Here is a 19,077-nt window from a genome sequence, read left to right as displayed (position 1 = left end):
TGCGACGCTTTGTCAAAATAGCTACCTCGGGTAGTCGAGGTCCAGCTGATACTTGGCCTCGTTGCCTTTTTCCAGTTCAATCTTGATCTTGTACTTGCCTGCATCAGGCAGCGAGATCGTAAGGGTTTTCCCTTTTTCCAGTTTTTCGATAACCTTGATCGGCATATTTGTCTCATCGTACAGGATCAGACTGAGTTCGGCATAGCCCCTCCACGTAGGCACTACTCGCAATCTGCCTTCTTGGGCTGCTCGAAACGTCATCACGTCATATCTGTTGATGGCCTTTTCCGTGTTCAGAGTTCCCTTTTTTACATCGGGCCCTTCGGCTTCATCCACGATTTTCCCTGTGGTCGCCAGAGCGAATGGCTGTGGTCCTTTCGGGATATTGTAGCCCTTTACTTTGACCGTGTATACCCCTCTTTCAGGGCGGGGAATCCAGACCTGCTCCACGTTGTTCAGATTATCCACTTCGTCATCATAGGGATAGCGGAAAAAGTCATTGCCGTTGTACTGTTCCCCGTCGGGGGAGATGACAACAAGATTAAGATCGTTGACCAGTGTCCGATAGGCAGCGAGGGAGGCCGGATAATCGGTCCAGGCAAGCGTAATGGCCAGTGGTTTGGAGCGATCCGTTACTTTGACCGAGTATGACGCGCCCTCGCCCGTAAGCAGCCCTTCCTTTTCATCGACAAAGTCTGTCTGGATGGCATTGAGAAGATTGGCACGTCCGAAGCCTTGCAAACGCATGTCTTCATCCAGGTCATCTGTACCGCTGATCAGCATTGCCTTCAGGAGTGCTGCACTGGGGTTGTCATTCTCTTTTTCTTCCGAAAGGAATTGCCGGATTTGCGCAACACCCCCAGCCAGAAGCGGTGTTGCCATGCTTGTCCCACTGCTGTACGCATAAAACCTGTCAAACAGTTCTTCAAAAGCTTCCTCAGGTGCCAGCGAGGAGCGGGCAGACAGAATAAAGGTGCCAGGTGCTACCAGATCGGGCTTAAATCGTCCATCCATAGTGGTTCCACGGCTGCTGAATCCGGCAACTGTATCGGGATCATCCGCTTTCTCCCCGCCTACTTTAGGACGGTCATTCTCCGACGCCCCTACCGCGATCACGTTTTTGGCAGTAGCTGGACTGCCAACGGTTTTAAAGCCCCGGTATCCGACGTTGCCTGCAGCAACCAAAGCCGTCATATCCTTGTGCTCCCAGAGAAACTGATCGAACATGTAAGAATCAAGACCGTAATCACCGAAATCATCATCTCCCCAGGAATCGGAATGAATACGGGCCCCGCCCTCATACGCCTGACCCAGAATATCGCGGACTTCTCCGACAAGACCTCCCCATTTGTCCGACATCGAATGAAAGATGAGCTGTGCGTCTGATGCCGTTCCCTTGTATTTTCCAGCAGACGCCGCTCCCGTGCCCAAAGCGGAGGCGACAACATGTGTCCCGTGCCCTTCGAGATCACTCGCGTCACCTTCACGGCCGATGGCATACAGACGCAGGATTTGGCCGATGAAGTCGGGATGGATATTTTCCTCATCACCGGTATCCAGACCGCTGTCGGCGATCCCGATAATCTGTCCTTGGCCCGTGTAGCCTGTGTTTTCCAGCTTGTCCGATTTGAGTATTTTCGCTGCCCGGTCATTATGCAGCTTCCTTTTGGGTAACGGTACGACGGCTACGACATCCTCGGATTGGATCACTTCCTCCAACCCCTGCCCGGTCATCGCGGCCAAAGAAATATGGCGTGCATTTTTCAGACTCTCCACGCTGCCGCTCAGCTCTTCTTTGGCTGCTCTGTTCACCGTCCGGCGTATATCCACACTTTTATCAAAACCGATGACGGCAACCTCTACCTCTTTACTCGTGCCCAGAGCCTTTCGCAGCTCGGGTGCGACCTTGTTTACCGGATAAAAGGGAATGATCTCCTCGACAAAAGGCAGACGAACGACCTGTCGTTGGATTTTCTTGTCTGATAATTTTGCCACAAATGAAAAGTCAGGCAAATAATCCCCCAGTTCAATCCCGAGCGCCTCAACTTCATCCTTCCATTCCTGCTCGATGGGTCCTTCGAAACGGATGACATACAGGTCTGTTTCCGCTGTTTGCCTTGCATTGGACTTTAGAGCGAGCCCTTCGCTTGCTTCAATCTCCAGATCTCCCCGTCGTTCCCCCTGCTGCTTTGCTCCCGTCGGCAACTGACCGACCATCATACTCAGCACGAGGGTGGCAGACAAGGCAGCATACCACTTCATCTTTCGCTTCAATAAAAGCCCCCGCTTTCTTCTATCTAACTGGAACAATTTCTATTATACCAGCAGACTGCTAGATTTTGGATGTCTCTAGTCCAATCGTTTTGGAATTTTGTCCCAGATCAATTTCAAAAAGGAGGGCTATTGTTTTTAAACTGGCGATCGTTACTCAGTTCTTTCACTCGACTCATCCATGCCAGCAAAAAGCGGAGAAAAATCGCTCCATTCCAAACTGACAAGCTCTTCCCTGGTCCACTCCGCAGATTCTGTCATCGTCAAGCGCATCGCCTGGTTTTGCATCGCTTCCTGCAGCAGATTGGTTACGAACCTGCCGTTGCCATGAAGCCCTATCGCTAAAGCTGCCTGCTCTAGTCGCTCGCGTAGCAGCACTACCGTTTCGGGACGAATGCTGTACCCGCTATCCTCAACCCGTTGCAGCAGCATTTGGACCAATTCCTCTGGCGTGTAGTCGGGAAACGGAATGTATTTTTTAAACCGCGAATAAAGTCCAGGGTTGCTTTCCATGAACCTGAGCATCTCTGCCGGGTAGCCAGCCAACACGACGACCAGATTCTCCTGATGTCTCGTCATTTCCTCCACCAGGGTATGGATCGCCTCTTGCCCAAAATCCGATTCACTGCCCTCCGCAAGGGCATATGCTTCATCAATAAACAGGACGCCTCCCAACGCTTCGCGTACTTTGCGCCTGGTAACCGTTGCGGTCTGGCCGACATAACCGGCGACCAGGTCAGCCCGACCGACTGTCACGAGATGTCCCCGTTTTAAATAGCCGATCTCTTTCAGCATGGCGGCATACAGACGCGCCACCGTTGTTTTGCCTGTACCTGGATTTCCCGTAAAAACAGCGTGCAATTCGATGGGAACCGTGGGCAGACCAGCCTCATTTCGTTTGCGCTGCACGGTCACAAAGGATGTGATCTTCGCCAACTCCTCTTTCACCTGGGCAAGTCCGATCAAATTCTCGAGCTGACGCCTCGCAGATCCTGACTTGGATTCAGGTTGGGCAGGCAGGACATCCGCCGGATCAAGTAGGGTAAAGTCTTGCCATTTCAACTCTTTTTCACCAAGCTCCCGTCCCTTGGCGAAAATCGCATCCATCACGATATTGTGAACCGTTCGCGCGTTGCCAAAGGTATCGTCCACCTGTGCGTCCTCGATCCGTTTTCGCAGCGCCCGGCGCGTCTCTTCCGTCAGGGCATAATCGTTGCGGCTCGCCACTTTTTCCGCAATCTGCAGCAGCTCATCTGCACTGTAATCGGGCAGTAAAAAATGACCCGTTTCGGGAAAGCGGCTGCGCAGTCCCGGATTGGCAAAGAGAAATTGCCGCATTTCCTCAGGATACCCGGCCAGCATCACGACAAATTTGCCTGCATATTCTCCGCCCGTCATGGCTGCTACCAACGTGTCGATCGCAGCCTGCCCATAATCTGCCCCTGAGCTGTCCGACCGTTTTAGGCTGTAGGCTTCATCAATGAACAGAACGCCTCCTTCCGCACGTTTCACGGCTTCCATCACTTTTTGCTCGGTTTGTCCCACGTAGGCACCGACCAGATGCGACCGGTCCACCTCGACGATCTCTCCCCGCGCAAGCAATCCCAGTTCATGATAGAGTCGCGCAAGCAAACGAGCAAGCGTCGTCTTTCCCGTACCTGGATTGCCCATGAAAACCAGATGCAGCGGCAGTTGGTCCCGCATTTTCCAGCCCTTTTGCTCACGGAGCTGACGATAGCGAAGAAAACGGGCAAGCGAACGAACCCGCTCTTTGATCTCACGCATGCCAATCAGCGACTCCAGCTCTGCCAGTGCGGTTTCAGGTTGCTTCGGCTCCTCCTGGCTGTCACTGCTATCTTCCGCAAAAAGCTGCTGCTTCTCTTCGTGCTGGGCCGTCAATGCACGGATCGCATCCTGCAACGCCGTTAGAGATTCAACCGAAAAAAACATCCCGTGGAGAGAGCTCGCGTATTCTTCCGCTTTCTCTAACATCTGGCGTAAAAGGTTTTCCCGCTGCTGATAGAGTGCTTCCAGGTGAGCCAGCTTCTGTACGAAGGTAAACGCTCCTGCTTTTTCTGCTGACACTCTCGCCTCGGCAGCGAGCTTGATCCAGTCCGCCAGCTCTTCTAGTTCGGCAGCTCCTGCTTCCTGCAGCGTCTCCAGATTCTTTCGACGGCTTACCGCATTATCTGTCTCCCGAATTAACGGGTAGCGCTGACTGAACGTATGCTGCTTCAGTCGCTGCATCTGCAAACGCATCCGCCATTCGTGGGCAGGCAAAAAGGCAGGGTCCAGGAAAGCAGCGCGCGTCAGCCACTCATCGGCCAGGTGAAAACCATCGGGCTTCTCCATTCTTTTCGCAGCGAGCAGCGTCAAAACGACAGCTTCGACTTTAGAACCTTCTTCAGCTTCGGTACCAACCTCTTCTCCTGTTTCTGCTTTGGCATCTCCGGCTTTAGCTATCGCATCTTCTCCTGCTTTCTCTATACCTCCTTCGCTTCCCGGTTTCCCCCGTTCTTCGATGAGCCGAAGCAGCGTAAATAACTCTTCCTCCGTTACGGCCGCGGGATCAGGCAGTTTTTCCCGCCATCCTTTCATTTTTTCAAATTGATCCGGTACCTGTTGATGCTGCATGGGGTTCCTCTCCTATCCGTCCATTCAAGCTTTCATCCCTGTTGTATCATATTTTCTATGAAGTGAAAAGTACAGGTTGCTGCATAAAAGTGCCATCCTTGATTTTATGAAGAGAACTGCACTAATACAGAGCTGTGAAAAAGAGAAGGACAGCCTGACTCACATGGAGGGCTGCCCTGATTTTTATCTGACTATACTTGTATGTTGCCCATTTCAATATCGGACTGAAAATGGGCCATCGCCGCTGGAAATGCTTCTTCTTCCGTTTCCGCAGCAATCTTAAACATCGTAATCAGCTTATCGCCACTGCGAACCTGTACGTTGTATTGTGAATCACCGTCATAGGTTGTGGCGAACTGATATTCTCGTCCCTTTACCTCGATGCATTGTTCCATCGTCGACACACCTCCTGCCATAGTGTGCCTCGCTTTGAATTCTCTCATGTATGCGAATGGATCGTCAGGCGCCTCTTCCCTGCCCTTTATAGGCTTTTTCAGCCCCTGCTCCTGCGGGCTTTTTCCCGTTTCCAAGCGTCACTGTGCAAACGCCGGCAATCACCATGAGAATGCCGATTACCTGAATCCAGGTCATGCTGGCACCGTACAGCAAAACAGCGATCCAACAGGCATTGATCGGCACCAGATTCATATAAATACTCGCCTTGCTGGCTCCGAGATGATGAACCCCCTGATTCCAAAGAAAGAATGCCAGGACAGTCGCAAAGAATGTCATGTAGACCATCTCCAGCCAGGCCTGGCCGGACATCTGCGGCACCAGGCGCCAGCCATCCTCAAACAGGGACCAGATAACCAGTAAAACAGAGCCAGCGGCTGTCGTCACGGTAGTGGTCAACAGCGGAGAAACCCCGTTCATCACGACTTTGCCAAGTAAGCCGTACAGAACCCAGCAAAGCAGCGCCGCTAAAAACAACATATCGCCGGTATTGAACGTGAACGAGACAAGTGTTTCCCAGGAACCGTTGATAATGACGAGAAAGACGCCCGTCAGAGATAACAGTAAGCCGATGCCCAGCTTTTTATTCCAGGCCTCTTTCAGGAAAAGCACAGCCCCGAGCGTAATAAATACGGGTGAGTTCGCCATGATGAGCGATCCGTTAATGGCTGTCGTGTAAGTAAGTCCGTAAAAAAAGAACGCATTGTAGGCAAATATGCCGGTGAGAGCCATGAGCAAAAGACCACGCCATCGCTTCTTGATCTCTTCCAGGTGCCATTCTCCGCGGAGCTGCGTAATGAGCAACAGCAGAAGACTGGCTAGGGCAAAACGCAGAGCTGCGGCTGTGATCGGGGGGATTTCCGAAATGACGTGATGAGCGGCCCCAAATGCTCCTCCCCAAAAAAGTGGAACGGTCAGCATCCACACATACATGCGATAGTCTGTCTTGCTTCCTTCAGCTTTCATGTTCCTGGTTCCCCTTTTTTGTCCGGCTTGGCTGTGCTTTCTGCTCCTCCTTTTGCTCTTTCATGGGTTCTTCCTTTTGCTGACCCTCCGCCTCTTCCAGGACATGCAACACTTCCCTCATCGGCCGCAGCCAATTTTGCTTCATGATGGAAGCCGCCTGACTCGCATCTCTCCGTTCAAGGGCGTTGATAAAACGCTCATGCTCCTCGACGGATTCAGCCTTTGTCCGGATCGGCTGCTGCAAAAACAGGTATTTCATGCGCCGAACATGAAGTTGCAGAATCGAAGAAAACTGCGTGATGTACGGATTATCTGCCACCTCCAGGATGACATCGTGAAATTGTTCATCCCATTCCATCGCCTGGAAAAGCTGCCCGGCTTCGATTGCATTGCGGTAGGAGTCATTGATTTCCCGCAGCTTTCGAATATGTAGCGCTGTCATTTTGGGGGTCGCTTCTTCAGCGGCCAACGCTTGCAACGCTGCAAGCGGCGGATAGATATCGGGCACATCATCCTTGGAGATCGTCGTTACGATCGTTTGACGGCCTGGATACATCTCTACAAAACCTTGGGTTTGCAACAATTGCAGTGCTTCTCTCACCGGCGTGCGGCTAATGCCCAAAGCATCGGAAAGCTCAGCGTCATAGAGCTGCTCTCCCGGCTCCAGCGTCCCGTCGATAATCCAACGCTGGATCTGGTGAAACGCTTTTTCCTTCGCTGACAGGCGCACGGGGGCATGGTAGTCTTTCGGTATCGGCATAAAAAAGTCACCACTCACTTATAATTTGACAGAAATATATCGCATATAGGTTTAGCTGTCAAGGAATCTACTCGAACAGTGTAACAGTCCAACAGGAAGATCGACAGAGAGACTGGAGGAAGAAAGCTGCCGGGATATAGCGAATGGATGACAGGTATCTTGATGGCTGTTATGATTTGGATAAGAACGGAAAGCAGCTCGACATCCATCCCGGAAAGGAGCAGTACGATGAACTTCCAGTTGGCAGAAGCAGTAGAAGTTCTGGAGCGCACCCCGCAATCCTTGGAGTCTTTGTTGTCTGGCTTGTCTGAAGGTTGGTTGCATTGCAATGAAGGAGAAGGAACCTGGACGGTCACAGAGGTGATTGATCATCTTATCGAGAGTGAGAAAACAAACTGGATTCCTCGTCTGGAAATGATTTTGCAAGATGGCGAACGCACACCCTTTCCCCCTTTTGATCGTTTTTCCCATTTGAAGGAACCCTCAGAAACATCGATCGAACAAAAACTGCTTTCATTTCAAACGCTGCGTTCTGAAAACATCAGCAAACTGAAAGAGCTTGTTCAGCCTGAATTGCATTTGGAATTAACAGGCACACATCCTGCCTTTGGCGTCGTCAAGCTAAGTGAATTGCTGGCCACATGGGTCGTTCATGATTTGACGCACATGGCGCAAATCGTACGGGTTATGGCGGTCAGATACAGAACTGACGTAGGGCCATGGAAAGAGTATTTAGGAATATTGAACAAGGAAAATAGAAATCGTTGAAAGCCAGACAGATCCCCGCGCATGATGGGGGTCGATTTTTTTGCTTTCATGAAGAAACCCCCGGCAAATAACCGGGGGCATGAAACGCTTAGGTCACTCTATTTTCGATTGAACTACACAGCGGAAAACCTGGAAAGCTCCGTCACCTGACGCAGTACATTACCGTCTGGCAAGATAATGACCAGATAGCCCTTATCCTCATCATCTCCTGCTTCCCAGCGAAACCCGAAGCTCCGCTTCTCCTGCTCCGCTCCTTCGGGAAATACCTGCAACAGGCTGCTCATCGTATCAGGCAGAATGGGTACCGCTACCCGATTTCCCTGTTCATCCGGGATCGACAATAGTTTGGGCGCATCCGCAAAATATTGGACGGTATCGGCAAGCAGCGAGACCTGCTGGCCCGACAATTCAGAAGTAAACGATTCAAAAGCGACTCCCATTCCCATCATTCCTCTTCTTCTTGAGAATCATCAAACAGGCTTTGTTGAACCTGATTTTTCGCAGGCTCCCGTGTTGCTGCAGTGCGTGGTTCTGCAGAGCCGTCCGCATTTGGTTCTGCATCATCGCTCGGCAACACCGCCTCAAAAGCAACGCTGCGTACTTCACCGTTCACGGCTGAACGGCCGATGCCGCCCTGTTCGGTAATCCCGATCTGATCTGTCTGAAGCAGTTGCCACTCGTGGCCTTCTGTAAGCACATAGAGTGTTTCTTCGATGGCCAAAGCAACCAGTTGATGCGGGTGTGTCTTGCGCTTGCGAATCAGTTGCAAGCCTTTACCAGCCCGTCCCTGCAGTGGAAATTGACTGAGCATGGTCCGTTTGACAATGCCATCGGCGGTTACGATCGAAAATACGCGCTGGTCATCTTCTACCACCGGTTTTACGCCCACAACCTCATCGCCTGCCGCGAGCGAAATCGCTTTGACACCGCTGGACGCCCGACCCGTCGGACTTACCTCCGTTTTCAGGAAGCGTATACCCATCCCGTCTTTGGTGGCCACCAGGAATGCCCCGGACTCGTCAGTAGCAAATGCGGAGACAAATTCATCCTCATCTAATTTCAGCTTGGCCGCAACGAGTGCGCCGGAACGGTTGGTCTCGTACTCACTTAGCAGGGTTTTCTTCACCAGCCCCATCCGGCTCATATGTACGATATGGAGCGGTTCCTTGAAGTTCTCTACGATCGTAAAGCCGACAATGCGCTGATGCTTCTCCAGCGGGATGACGTTGACCAAGGCGGAACCAATGTCTTTCCACTTGTCATCCGGAATGTCATGTACCAACGTCGCAAAGTATTTCCCGTCCTGGGTGAAAAAGAGCGCCGTATGAGAGGTGTTCGTTTCGATAAAGTATTGGACGCGGTCCCCTTCTTTGACCCCGCAGGTTTCGATCGTTCCTCCCATGGATTTAAAGGAGCGAGGGCTGGTCCGCTTAATGTAGCCTTCGTTGGTCAGGGTGACAATGCAATCTTCTGCGTTGATCTGCATCGCGATATCTACCTTGATTTCTTCGATCTCTCCCTGAATCTCGGTAAGCCGAGGTTCCGCATACTTTTTCTTGATTTCATTGAGCTCCGCTGTTATCACTTGTATCAATTTTTTCTCACTTGCGAGGATCGAGCTCAGTTCCGCGATCTCCTTCGCCAGCGTTTCCAGTTCTTTTTCCAGCTTGACGATATCCAAACGGGTCAAAGAGGCCAGCTGAATGCTCAAAATCGCATCCGCCTGCGGATCGGAAAAACCGTACTTCTCTATGATGTTTTTCTTCGCATCTGCCCGATCTTCCGAATCCATGATCGTGTCGACCACCTGACGCAAGATGGACTTGGCCCTGATCAAGCCTTCGACGACATGCTCGCGTTTCTGCTTTCGGTCCAGATCGTACTGGGAACGTCTGGTTACGACTTCCTTCTGGTGATCGATGTAAGCCGCCAGAAGCTCCTTCAGCCCCATTTGACGGATTGTCCCCTCATGAATCACGTTCATGTTGTAATTGTAGTAAATTTGCAAATCCGTGTTTTTATAGAGGTATTTGAGGATCGCGGTTTCGTCCACATCTTTTTTCATGTCGACGACGATTCGTACCTTTTTCTGCTCCGCTTCCTTTCGGCCGGTTTCATCCCTGACCGCAAGTGCCCCCTCAATTTTTCGCTCCATGACCAGCTCGTCGATTTGGGCGACCAGCTTGGATTTGACCACATCGTAGGGAATTTCCGAGATGACGATTTTCTTTACCTTGCCACCCTTCGGCTCCTCGATATGCGTTTTTCCGCGTATGATAAACTGCCCGCGTCCAGTCTCAAACGCCTTGCGAATCCCCGACAATCCCTGAACAATTCCACCTGTCGGAAAATCAGGTCCCTGCACGTAGGTCATCAGTTCGTCCAGGCTGATATCCGGCTTTTTCATCTGGGCGATGGCTGCATCAATCACTTCCCCCAGATTATGGGTTGGGATATCCGTAGCAAACCCGACGGCAATTCCCGTCGCGCCATTTACGAGCAAATTGGGGAAGCGGGACGGCAGAACGGCTGGTTGCTGGGCCGAATTGTCGTAGTTGGGAATAAAGGTAACCGTATCTTTTTCAATATCGCGCAGCATTTCATTGGCGAGGGCGGAAAGCCTCGATTCGGTATAACGCATCGCTGCCGGCGGGTCCGCATCCAGGCTACCGAAGTTTCCGTGTCCCTGAATCAGCGTTTGCCGCATTTTCCACCATTGGGCCATGCGAACCATTGTTTCGTAAATCGCGCTGTCACCGTGCGGATGGTAGGTACCCATCACGTATCCGACGGTTTTCGCCGATTTCCGGTACGGCTTGTCATTGGTATTGCCCTCTTGATACATGGCATACAGAATACGACGCTGTACAGGCTTCAGTCCATCGCGAGCATCCGGAATCGCCCGGGACAGGATGACCAGATTCGCATAGTCGCCGAAGCGTTTCCCCATGATCTCTGCAAAGCTTTGTTCAAAAATCTGATTAGACAACATGCTTACTCATCCTCCCCCACTTCAAAGGTGACATGACTCTCAATCCATTCTCTGCGGGGCGGGACTTTGTCACCCATCAGTATGGTGACCAGTTTCTCCGAATGGGCCAAATCCTCCAGTTGGACCTTGATCAGCTTGCGTGTCTCCGGGTTCATGGTGGTCTCCCACAACTGATCCGGGTTCATCTCACCCAATCCTTTATAACGCTGTACATCTGCGCCGCGACCCAGCTTTTTCAGCGCCTGCTCCAGCTCAAAATCGTTCCAGCAATAAATGCCCTCCGTTTTCTTCCCACGCACTTCTTTTTTGACCTGGTACAAAGGAGGCTGGGCGATATACAGCCGGCCCGACAGGATCAATGGCTGCATGTAACGGAAGAAGAAGGTCAGCAGCAGCGTTTGAATATGGGAACCGTCCACGTCCGCGTCGGACATAATCACGATTTTGTCAAAGGCACAATTTTCAATAGAAAAGTCTTCGCCGATATCCGTTTCCAACACTTCCAGAATCGTGCGGAACTCTTCATTGGACAAAACATCGGAGAGCTTGGCTTTTTCTGTATTCAGCGGCTTTCCGCGCAGTCCAAAAATAGCCTGGAATTCTGAGTTTCGCGCCTGCTTGGCTGAACCCCCAGCGGAGTCCCCCTCCACAAGAAACAATTCATTGCGGCTCGGGTCTTTATACTGCGGAGGCGTAAATTTTTCGGAAATTGATCTCCGCTTCTTGGCGCTTTTGCCCTTTTTGTCTCCTCGCAGAGCCTCCCGCTGTTTCCGCAGCTCTTCCCGGATTTCCGCCGAACGAATCGCCTTGTCCACCAGGAGTTTTCCGGTCTCCGGATTCTCTTCCAGGAAAAAGCCCAGCTTTTCCGAAACGATCTGCTCCACAATGGTACGTGCTTCCTCATTGCCCAGCTTGTCCTTGGTTTGGGATTCAAATTGGACATCTGCCATTTGCAGAGAGAGGACGCCCAAAAAGCCTTCGCGCAGGTCATTCCCGGTCAGATTGGCATCCTTTTCCTTCAAATACCCCTTTTTGCGGGCAAATTCATTCAAAATTCTCGTCGTTCCATTCCGAAAGCCGGTGACATGCGTACCGCCGTCCGTCGTCGGAATTGAGTTGACGTAGGAAACCAGCGTCTCGGTATAACCGTCGTTGTACTGAAAGGCAAGCTCCACGTAGACGTTGTCTTTTTCTCCCTCAAAGTAGACGACGGGATGAAGCGTATTTTTACCTTCGTTCAGATAAGTGACGTACGACTTGAGACCGTCTTCATAATAAAATTCCTCTTGTTTTTTCTCGGGCCCGCGCTCATCGACCAGAATCATGCGCAGCTTCTTTAACAAAAACGCCGTTTCGCGGAATCGATCGCGGATCGTCTCGTAATCAAAGCGGGCTTGACCAAAAACGGCTTCATCGGGAAGGAAGCGGACTGTTGTTCCCGTCCGTTTTGTTTTTCCGGTGACGACCAGGTCCGTGACAGGCTTGCCCACGTGCTCATTGCCCTGTGCATCTACCTCGTAGGCAAATTTCTGCTTGTGCACCTGGCCATCCCGGTGGATTTCCACTTCCAGCCAAGCTGAAAGCGCCACCACAACGCTGGAGCCCACTCCATGCAAACCGCCGCTTTTCTTGTATCCGCCGCCGCCAAATTTTCCGCCGGCGTGAAGTGTCGTGAAGATGACTTCCGGTACGGGTCGGCCTGATTTATGCAATCCGGTTGGAATCCCCCGCCCATGGTCTTCGACGCTGACACTACCGTCTTTATGTAAAGTGACAAGGATTGTATCGTTAAAGCCGGCCAACGCCTCGTCCTTGGCATTGTCGACAATCTCCCACAGCAGGTGGTGCAGACCGCGGCTGCCCGTCGAGCCGATGTACATTCCCGGCCGTTTTCGTACGGCGATCAACCCTTCTAGTACTTGAATATCATCCTCGGTATAACGGAGCGTATCTGTTTCCTTCAATCGCTTTCTCCCCTCTACTTCTTTCCCTCGCGTTTGTCAGTCACTTTCTGTTGCAGTGATAAGGCGTGACCGAGCATTAACGGTTGATGATCCAAAAAAGCGAACACTTAATCGCTATTGTACCGTATGGAAACCATTGTATTCAATCTTTCGCTCTGTTTCGTATAGAAAAGTAGGCATTTCGTCCTGTTTTCATGGAAAAGCCACCTCACTTCACTGCGAGATGGCTGGTGGTTCCGCATTGTATTACTGAAGCAGCTGCTCCATTTCTTCGTCGTCAATTTCATAGTTGGCGTAAACGTTTTGGACATCATCATTGTCCTCAAATGCTTCCATCATCTTCAGCATTTTGGCTGCATCATCGCCTGTAATCTTCACGCTGTTTTGCGGAATCCATTGCAAAGACGCGTTTACAAAGGTATAGCCTTCTGCCTCCAGCCCATGCTTCACTTGATCAAGCTCATGTGGATGCGTGAAAATCTCATAGCTGTCCTCATGAGTCACCAGATCTTCCGCCCCTGCTTCCAATGCTTGCATCAGCAGGGTATCCTCATCGACATCGAATTCCTCACGATCAATCGTGATCACGCCTTTGCGATCAAACATGAAGCTCACCGAGCCGGTTTCTCCCAGATTACCGCCTCGTTTGTTAAAAATCGCCCGCACGTCGGCTGCAGTCCGATTACGGTTGTCCGTCAAGCATTCGACGATGACAGCAACGCCACCCGGCCCATAGCCCTCGTAGCGGATTTCATCGTAGTCATCAGCATTGCCTGCATCCGTCGCTTTTTTGATGGCACGCTCGACATTATCCATCGGCATGCTAATCGCGCGCGCATTGGCAATAATGGCTTTCAGCTTCAAATTTGCATTCGGATCGGCTCCGCCTTTTTTGGCTTCTACGTAGATCTGTCTGGCAAATTTGACGAATTGATTGTTCTTTTTCTGGTCTGCTGCGCCCTTCTTGGCTGCAAACAATTTAAACTTTGGCATCAGAAACTCTCCTCATCACTGCGGAAATACCACTTTCTAGTCTAGCACTAGAGAGGAAGGAAGGTCAAAGAAAAACACAAACAGCGCCCCATTTTTGTTACTTGCTTTTCCATTGTTCCCCTCTCCCGCCGCTTTCATGATCCTCTTTGATCTGGGCAACCTACAATCGAGTGAATAGGCCAAAAAGGGGGAGTTTCCTTGATCAGCGCAACGAAACCGTTCGTCAAATTTCACCGGTATGACCAGGAGCTGGTCTCCGATATTCAGGCTCTGAACTCATCGGGCTATCACAAAGACGATATTTGGGTGCTCAAATGGAACCCTGACAAAAATCATTCCAATCAGCGGGATAATTACTACAAGTACAGCACCCATTTTGAAAGTGCTGTCGGTCATATTGATAGCAAAGCCCACTTTTTTGACAATGGCGGAGAGGAAATGCGCACGCGTCTGGAAAAACTGGGGCTGACCAAAGATGAAGCATCTGCTCTGGTTCGCGAGCTGCTGGAATCGGATTATACCTGCCTATTGGTCGTCCGTGATCTGAAAGACAATATTATCAAGATGAACGACTAAAAAAAGACCGCTGCGCGTCTCGGCAGCGGTCTTCTCTTGTCAGTCTGACTATTCCTTTTCGATCAGTTCAATACCTTCCAGAACCTCGTTCAGCTTGGCATAAACGGTGCTTTCCTCGTCCTCTTCCAACGGCACCATTTCGCCCCCGTCTATCTGAAATACGAAGATATCCACTTCTTCTTCCAAATCCTCGTCGCTATCTTCGTCTTCCACTGCTTCTGTCAGGGCTACATACTGTTTGCCGTCCTGTTCAAACATTGCGATGACCTCAAAATCACCCAATGGTTCGCCGTTCTCGTCGTCCAGCGTAATAATATCGCCCAGTTCCAGATCTTTTTCTTCAGCAGTCAATGTGTTCACGTCCCTTTGATGAAATTGGCTGTTTCTTTCCCATCATACCGGTTTTTTCCTTCAGAAGCAAACAAACTGGCTGTCAGGGATTATGTACTTGTCCGGCCTTTCATTCCATATCCTGGATAATGCCTTTCTCACGCAGGAATGCTTCTTCAGACTCAAGGATCATGATAATCGCATCTCGCTGCACGTATTTTCCGGCTTCTGCCAGACGACGTTCCACGAAGCGCAGCATTTCTTCAAAATCAATGATTTGAATGTCTTGGTCACTCACGACGTACTCCTCCTTTTGTCTCTGTTCCCTATTGTACATGATGAACTCATTTCTTCCAACTCCATCTCCATCTTCGTTTGATTGGCGCCAGCAAATAGGCGCTCCAGGAGACAAGCAGCATACTGAGTACGAGATAGACACAGGAGAAGAACAACCAGGGCGTAAAATCAAAGCGAACTGCCGGGAGTGTGCCATCCTCTAAAATAGCGGAGAGGACGAGAAGCGGATTGATCCCGGCCAAATATTGAAGCTGCGGCAGATTCCACACATCTCGAGCAAGGGCGCGTTCAGGCGAGAGCTGAATCAGAATTTCTCCCAGAAAATAAAAGATCAGTCCTGTTGCCACAACGAAAAAAAAGGCAACTCCATAGGCAATAATGGTACTCACAGCCGTCCGCTTGATCAGAGTCGAGCAAAACAACCCCAGCGAACCGAGAAACAGAATGTTGACGACAAAAAACAGCGACAGCTTGAGCAGTTGTTCGGGGGAAACGCTACCGTAGAGCATGACGATGCTGTACAGCGGCATCGAAGCAATCACAAGCAGTGACGTAAAGGCAAGAGACGTGAACAGCTTGCTCCAGATAATTGTTCGTGGTGACAACTGCGTCGTCAACAGGACATTCAGTGTCTGTCGTTCTCTTTCGCCGCTCACTGCCCCTGCTGTCAGCGCCGGTGCAACAAAGCAGATCATCGCATAGTGGATGACAGCAGAAATTACAAACAAATCCTTGTTTTGTCCCAGTGTATCAGCCTTGATTGGATTGACGATCAAGAATCCGAGGGGAATTCCCCCCATGATCAGTAGAAACAAAGCAAGCGTCCAAAAGGTCCTTTTAGACCGGAATCGTTCACGCAATTCTTTGACTATGATCGGATTGGATAAGGCTCCTCTCATCCCTTGCCCACTCCTTCCGTAATAGCGAGGAATACGGCTTCCAGGTTTTCACTGGACTCCCCGAAGTAGGAGACGGCAACGCCTGCCGAAACCAGGTCGTGGAGCAGAGCGGCCTTCTCGGTATCACTGCCGACGAATCGAAAGCGAAAACCGTCCATCTGTTCATCCAGATCCTCGACAAATACGTTTTCTGACAGGAGCAAGGCAGCTCGATGATGATTGGACAGCGTTTTGACCATCATCAGGGTGACTCCGCTCGCCCGGATACTCACCTCGTCCAAAGCGCCACAAGCAATCAGTCGGCCCTTTTCGATAATTCCGATCTCATCACAAAGCTCGGCAAGCTCTGGCAAAATATGCGAGCTGATCAAAATCGTTTTTTTCATGCCGCGCAGCTGCTTCAAAATTTCCCTCAGCTCAATCCTGGCGCGAGGGTCCAACCCCGATGCCGGTTCATCCAGGATCAGTACCTGCGGATCATGAATCAAACAACGGGCGAGGCTGAGTCGCTGCTGCATCCCCCGAGAAAGAGAGTCTACGTATGCTTCTGCTTTGTCGGAGAGATTCACCAGCTCTAACAAATCAGCGAGCAGCCGCTTCCGCTTTCCGGCCGGAATTTTAAAGGCACCTGCGTAAAAATCCAGATACTCAAGTGCCGTCAGGTTGTCATACACGCCAAAAAAGTCTGGCATGTACCCGAGCGACTGACGAACGGCTGCTGGTTCCTTGCGCACATCATAGCCACAAACGAACGCCTCTCCCTCCGTGGGTTCCAGCAGGGTGGACAGAATCATCATGGTGGTCGATTTGCCTGCTCCATTGGGGCCAATAAAACCGAATACCTTGCCCTGTTCGATGGAAAGCTGGAGATCAATGAGGGCTTGAACCTTCCCATAGTTCTTGCTCAGATGAACGGTATTAATCATACAGTCCGCGCTCCTTTCCCTCCACCTGGAAGAACGGCATTGAAAATGACAGTCGCTGTTCTGCGGGATTTGAAAAACGGATTAAGATGGCTCCTTCTGGTGTGAGGTATTCGTGAAACTCACTTCCGAGAATGAGTCGCTGCTCCCTTTTAATCGGCTTCCACTTTCCGCTCTTCTGGTGGAAGACCTCTTTTTGGAACGGGCGAAACATACTGTGATCAAGCGGGACGATAACACGGTCCGCAAAATTGATCGCCCTGCCCATTTGCAATGCAAACGTAACACTGCCCTTGGAAATCTCCCAAAGCCCATACCGATTGGAATCAATATCCCCTTTTGCTTCGTGAAAATTCACGCTCAGCATGCCAAACGGGTAGGTAATATCACCGTTTTGATTTGCTTGGAGCTCAACATTTTGCGTGATGACATTGTAGTAACTGGCCTCATGAAACATATTCAGCGAAAAGATCGGCAGCGGGGCCTGATTGATTCCAACGACCCTCACTTTATTGGAATTGCCGTAGGAAATGACGGCATCCTGCATCCTGCTGAGCCGTTGTTCCGGAGTTTCTTCCCCGTCGGCGTACGGCTGCCGGGGCAGGTAGAGAGACTCCAGCTTTACGTCAATGCTCTTTTCCCGCCCCTTCCCGAGAAGGCCTATCGGGATGCGCTGCAACCCGATTTCAATAAAAGTTTGATCAAGCGAATAGATTGAATTATTTTTGATTCTGCCTAACAAGCGATCGCCCTGGACATATAGCTGAACATCCAGGTTCCCGACATTGCGCAAAAATCCAAAGCCTACCGTATGGCGTGGGGTTAAATAGGGAACGCGCTCAAATGAAAGCTTTGAGCCATCATCCCGCCGGTCATTTTCCAGGCGTCCATCCAGTTCGTAATCATTTCGTCCGATTGACAGCGGTATCGCCGTCATATCCGGCTTGACTTCGATGTGGAAATCCCCACCGCTAATCGGCAAGAACGACGATGCCGTCATGGCATATGCCAAATCTTTGTCCAACAGCTGAACGCGGGTCACCGAGTGACTGTAATTATCAGCGGCTACAGTCGGTTTGACCAAAAGGAACATCCCAGACCCGAGCAAAATGGCAGAGACAGGGATGATTCCCCAAGCCCATTGTCTTCGCTCTTTGCGCCTTAACAGAAAATACAGCACGGGAGCAACTGCGAGCACATAGGCGACCCATACCCCAGTCATGATCAGGGGATTGGGCGTCTTTACTTTCGGGATCATTTTGCTGAGTTCCAGCATCGGACGACCCAGTTGGTCGAAGTACACTCCATCAGTGATTCGTTCTTGAATGCCATGCTTTTGAAAAACACTTTGCCACAGTTGTGCATTGTACTGAGAAGAAGCGAGAGGCTCCTCGGTTACATCATAATTGACAAACAGGACGATGCCCTCGCCTGATTTTTTTGAAACAAAAAGAGGCAGTTCATGGGAGTAAACCGGAATATCCAACTGAGGGATATTCTTTTCAGAAAGATAGGGACGCAACCCATGTTCGGCTGCAATCTTGCCCCCAGACGGCCGGTCAATGGAGAGGATGTCTGAAAATCGTTCCACCCCTTTTTGCTGTCCGGGACCTGCAGAAAGAATGACGATTCCTCCGCTTTTCACCCATAACTTGATGGCCTCCATCTGTTCGTCGGACAATTTCACGATGTCATTTCCGCCGATCGCCAGCATGCTCAAATTTTGATAAAGCCAAGGCTGTGTCGGCATGGATTCGGGGTTTACATTCTGAACCAGGTATGGCATCCGTAACCTCGTCCCAGTCTGGTTCGTTGCCAGAAAATGGAAGGCATTATCACCCGAATGCAGGACCCCGACTAACACTCCGTCTTTCGGGTAGGACATGCGCAATTTTTCGCTTTTTACTGTCCTGCCGTCTTCGATCAAACGAAGCTGCAAGTTATTCATAATCATTTCAGCCGGAAGGTCAAAAAACACCCGCTTCTGTTCTCCGTCTTGCAACGTCAAAGGCTGTGTAAACCTGGCCTTCCGTGATGACATTTGCTCAGGTTCCGTCCCCAGCTCGATCTCACCGGAAAACGGTTGATCCCGACTTGTGACCGTAACTTCCAGCCGCATCCATGACTCGTATTTGGTGATTCCATCCAGCGGCTGATCAATATTGAAATCGTAAATCCCTTCAGCAGTCGCAGAGGGGGTTGAAACCCCCAGGCAAAATACTGCCAAAACGAACAGCCATTTCCATCTCAT

At 50.8% G+C, this 19,077-nt stretch carries 16 protein-coding genes; 2 read left to right on the top strand and 14 right to left on the bottom strand.

The features are described from left to right. Positions 1 to 21 precede the first annotated feature (21 nt). The 5 genes from NDK47_RS12820 to NDK47_RS12800 all read right to left on the bottom strand — a co-directional run bounded on the left by NDK47_RS12820 (position 22) and on the right by NDK47_RS12800 (position 7,084). Positions 22 to 2,274 carry a S8 family serine peptidase gene (locus tag NDK47_RS12820; protein ID WP_322112092.1) on the bottom strand — a complete coding sequence of 751 codons (2,253 nt, stop codon included), beginning with the start codon at positions 2,272 to 2,274 and terminating at the stop codon, positions 22 to 24. A gap of 150 nt (positions 2,275 to 2,424) precedes the next feature. Continuing rightward, a complete protein-coding gene (locus NDK47_RS12815) occupies positions 2,425 to 4,905 on the bottom strand; it encodes an AAA family ATPase (RefSeq protein ID WP_251875458.1) in 2,481 nt (826 codons plus the stop codon). A gap of 191 nt (positions 4,906 to 5,096) precedes the next feature. Further along, positions 5,097 to 5,300, bottom strand: coding sequence for a hypothetical protein (locus NDK47_RS12810; RefSeq protein WP_251875456.1), 204 nt, complete (start codon positions 5,298 to 5,300; stop codon positions 5,097 to 5,099). Positions 5,301 to 5,364: 64 nt separating this feature from the next. After that, complete coding sequence (locus tag NDK47_RS12805; protein ID WP_251875454.1) at positions 5,365 to 6,324, bottom strand: DMT family transporter; 960 nt, start codon at positions 6,322 to 6,324, stop codon at positions 5,365 to 5,367. After that, positions 6,314 to 7,084: a GntR family transcriptional regulator gene (locus NDK47_RS12800; protein WP_322112091.1), complete on the bottom strand. Its 771-nt coding sequence runs from the start codon at positions 7,082 to 7,084 to the stop codon at positions 6,314 to 6,316. Before NDK47_RS12800 ends, NDK47_RS12805 begins: the two co-directional genes overlap by 11 nt. Before the next feature lie 228 nt (positions 7,085 to 7,312). On the opposite strand from NDK47_RS12800, the gene NDK47_RS12795 reads away from it, so the two are divergent. Beyond that, positions 7,313 to 7,852 carry a DinB family protein gene (locus NDK47_RS12795; RefSeq protein WP_251875452.1) on the top strand — a complete coding sequence of 180 codons (540 nt, stop codon included), beginning with the start codon at positions 7,313 to 7,315 and terminating at the stop codon, positions 7,850 to 7,852. Between the two features lie 113 nt (positions 7,853 to 7,965). Here NDK47_RS12795 and NDK47_RS12790 read toward each other — a convergent pair whose 3' ends face one another. The 4 genes from NDK47_RS12790 to NDK47_RS12775 form a co-directional block, all read right to left on the bottom strand. Then, positions 7,966 to 8,292, bottom strand: a complete 327-nt coding sequence (locus NDK47_RS12790) for a hypothetical protein (RefSeq protein ID WP_251875450.1) — start codon at positions 8,290 to 8,292, stop codon at positions 7,966 to 7,968. A 5-nt stretch (positions 8,293 to 8,297) separates the two neighbouring features. After that, the gene (gene parC / locus NDK47_RS12785) at positions 8,298 to 10,844 is read right to left on the bottom strand and encodes a DNA topoisomerase IV subunit A (protein WP_251875448.1); all 2,547 of its coding nucleotides are present in this window, start codon (positions 10,842 to 10,844) and stop codon (positions 8,298 to 8,300) included. A 2-nt stretch (positions 10,845 to 10,846) separates the two neighbouring features. Then, entirely contained in the window at positions 10,847 to 12,808 is a 1,962-nt protein-coding gene (locus NDK47_RS12780; protein ID WP_251875446.1) for a DNA gyrase/topoisomerase IV subunit B, read from the bottom strand. 246 nt (positions 12,809 to 13,054) lie between these two features. Beyond that, entirely contained in the window at positions 13,055 to 13,801 is a 747-nt protein-coding gene (locus tag NDK47_RS12775) for a YebC/PmpR family DNA-binding transcriptional regulator (RefSeq protein ID WP_251875444.1), read from the bottom strand. Positions 13,802 to 13,999: 198 nt separating this feature from the next. On the opposite strand from NDK47_RS12775, the gene NDK47_RS12770 reads away from it, so the two are divergent. Next, positions 14,000 to 14,377 carry a YflT domain-containing protein gene (locus tag NDK47_RS12770; protein WP_251875442.1) on the top strand — a complete coding sequence of 126 codons (378 nt, stop codon included), beginning with the start codon at positions 14,000 to 14,002 and terminating at the stop codon, positions 14,375 to 14,377. A 48-nt stretch (positions 14,378 to 14,425) separates the two neighbouring features. On the opposite strand, the gene NDK47_RS12765 is transcribed toward NDK47_RS12770, so the two are convergent. The 5 genes from NDK47_RS12765 to NDK47_RS12745 all read right to left on the bottom strand — a co-directional run bounded on the left by NDK47_RS12765 (position 14,426) and on the right by NDK47_RS12745 (position 19,077). After that, entirely contained in the window at positions 14,426 to 14,728 is a 303-nt protein-coding gene (locus tag NDK47_RS12765; protein ID WP_322112090.1) for a DUF1292 domain-containing protein, read from the bottom strand. Positions 14,729 to 14,837: 109 nt separating this feature from the next. Then, positions 14,838 to 15,005 carry a hypothetical protein gene (locus tag NDK47_RS12760; protein ID WP_251875438.1) on the bottom strand — a complete coding sequence of 56 codons (168 nt, stop codon included), beginning with the start codon at positions 15,003 to 15,005 and terminating at the stop codon, positions 14,838 to 14,840. A 46-nt stretch (positions 15,006 to 15,051) separates the two neighbouring features. Then, a complete protein-coding gene (locus tag NDK47_RS12755; protein ID WP_251875436.1) occupies positions 15,052 to 15,903 on the bottom strand; it encodes an ABC transporter permease in 852 nt (283 codons plus the stop codon). After that, entirely contained in the window at positions 15,900 to 16,829 is a 930-nt protein-coding gene (locus tag NDK47_RS12750) for an ABC transporter ATP-binding protein (RefSeq protein ID WP_251875434.1), read from the bottom strand. Before NDK47_RS12750 ends, NDK47_RS12755 begins: the two co-directional genes overlap by 4 nt. Further along, a complete protein-coding gene (locus NDK47_RS12745) occupies positions 16,822 to 19,077 on the bottom strand; it encodes a DUF8726 domain-containing protein (protein ID WP_251875432.1) in 2,256 nt (751 codons plus the stop codon). Before NDK47_RS12745 ends, NDK47_RS12750 begins: the two co-directional genes overlap by 8 nt.

Origin of the sequence: Brevibacillus ruminantium, from assembly GCF_023746555.1 — a bacterium.
Taxonomy (GTDB): Bacteria; Bacillota; Bacilli; order Brevibacillales; family Brevibacillaceae; genus Brevibacillus; species Brevibacillus ruminantium.
The sequence above is the reverse complement of the archived record's forward strand: the minus strand, read 5'-3'. Positions and strand labels throughout refer to the sequence as shown.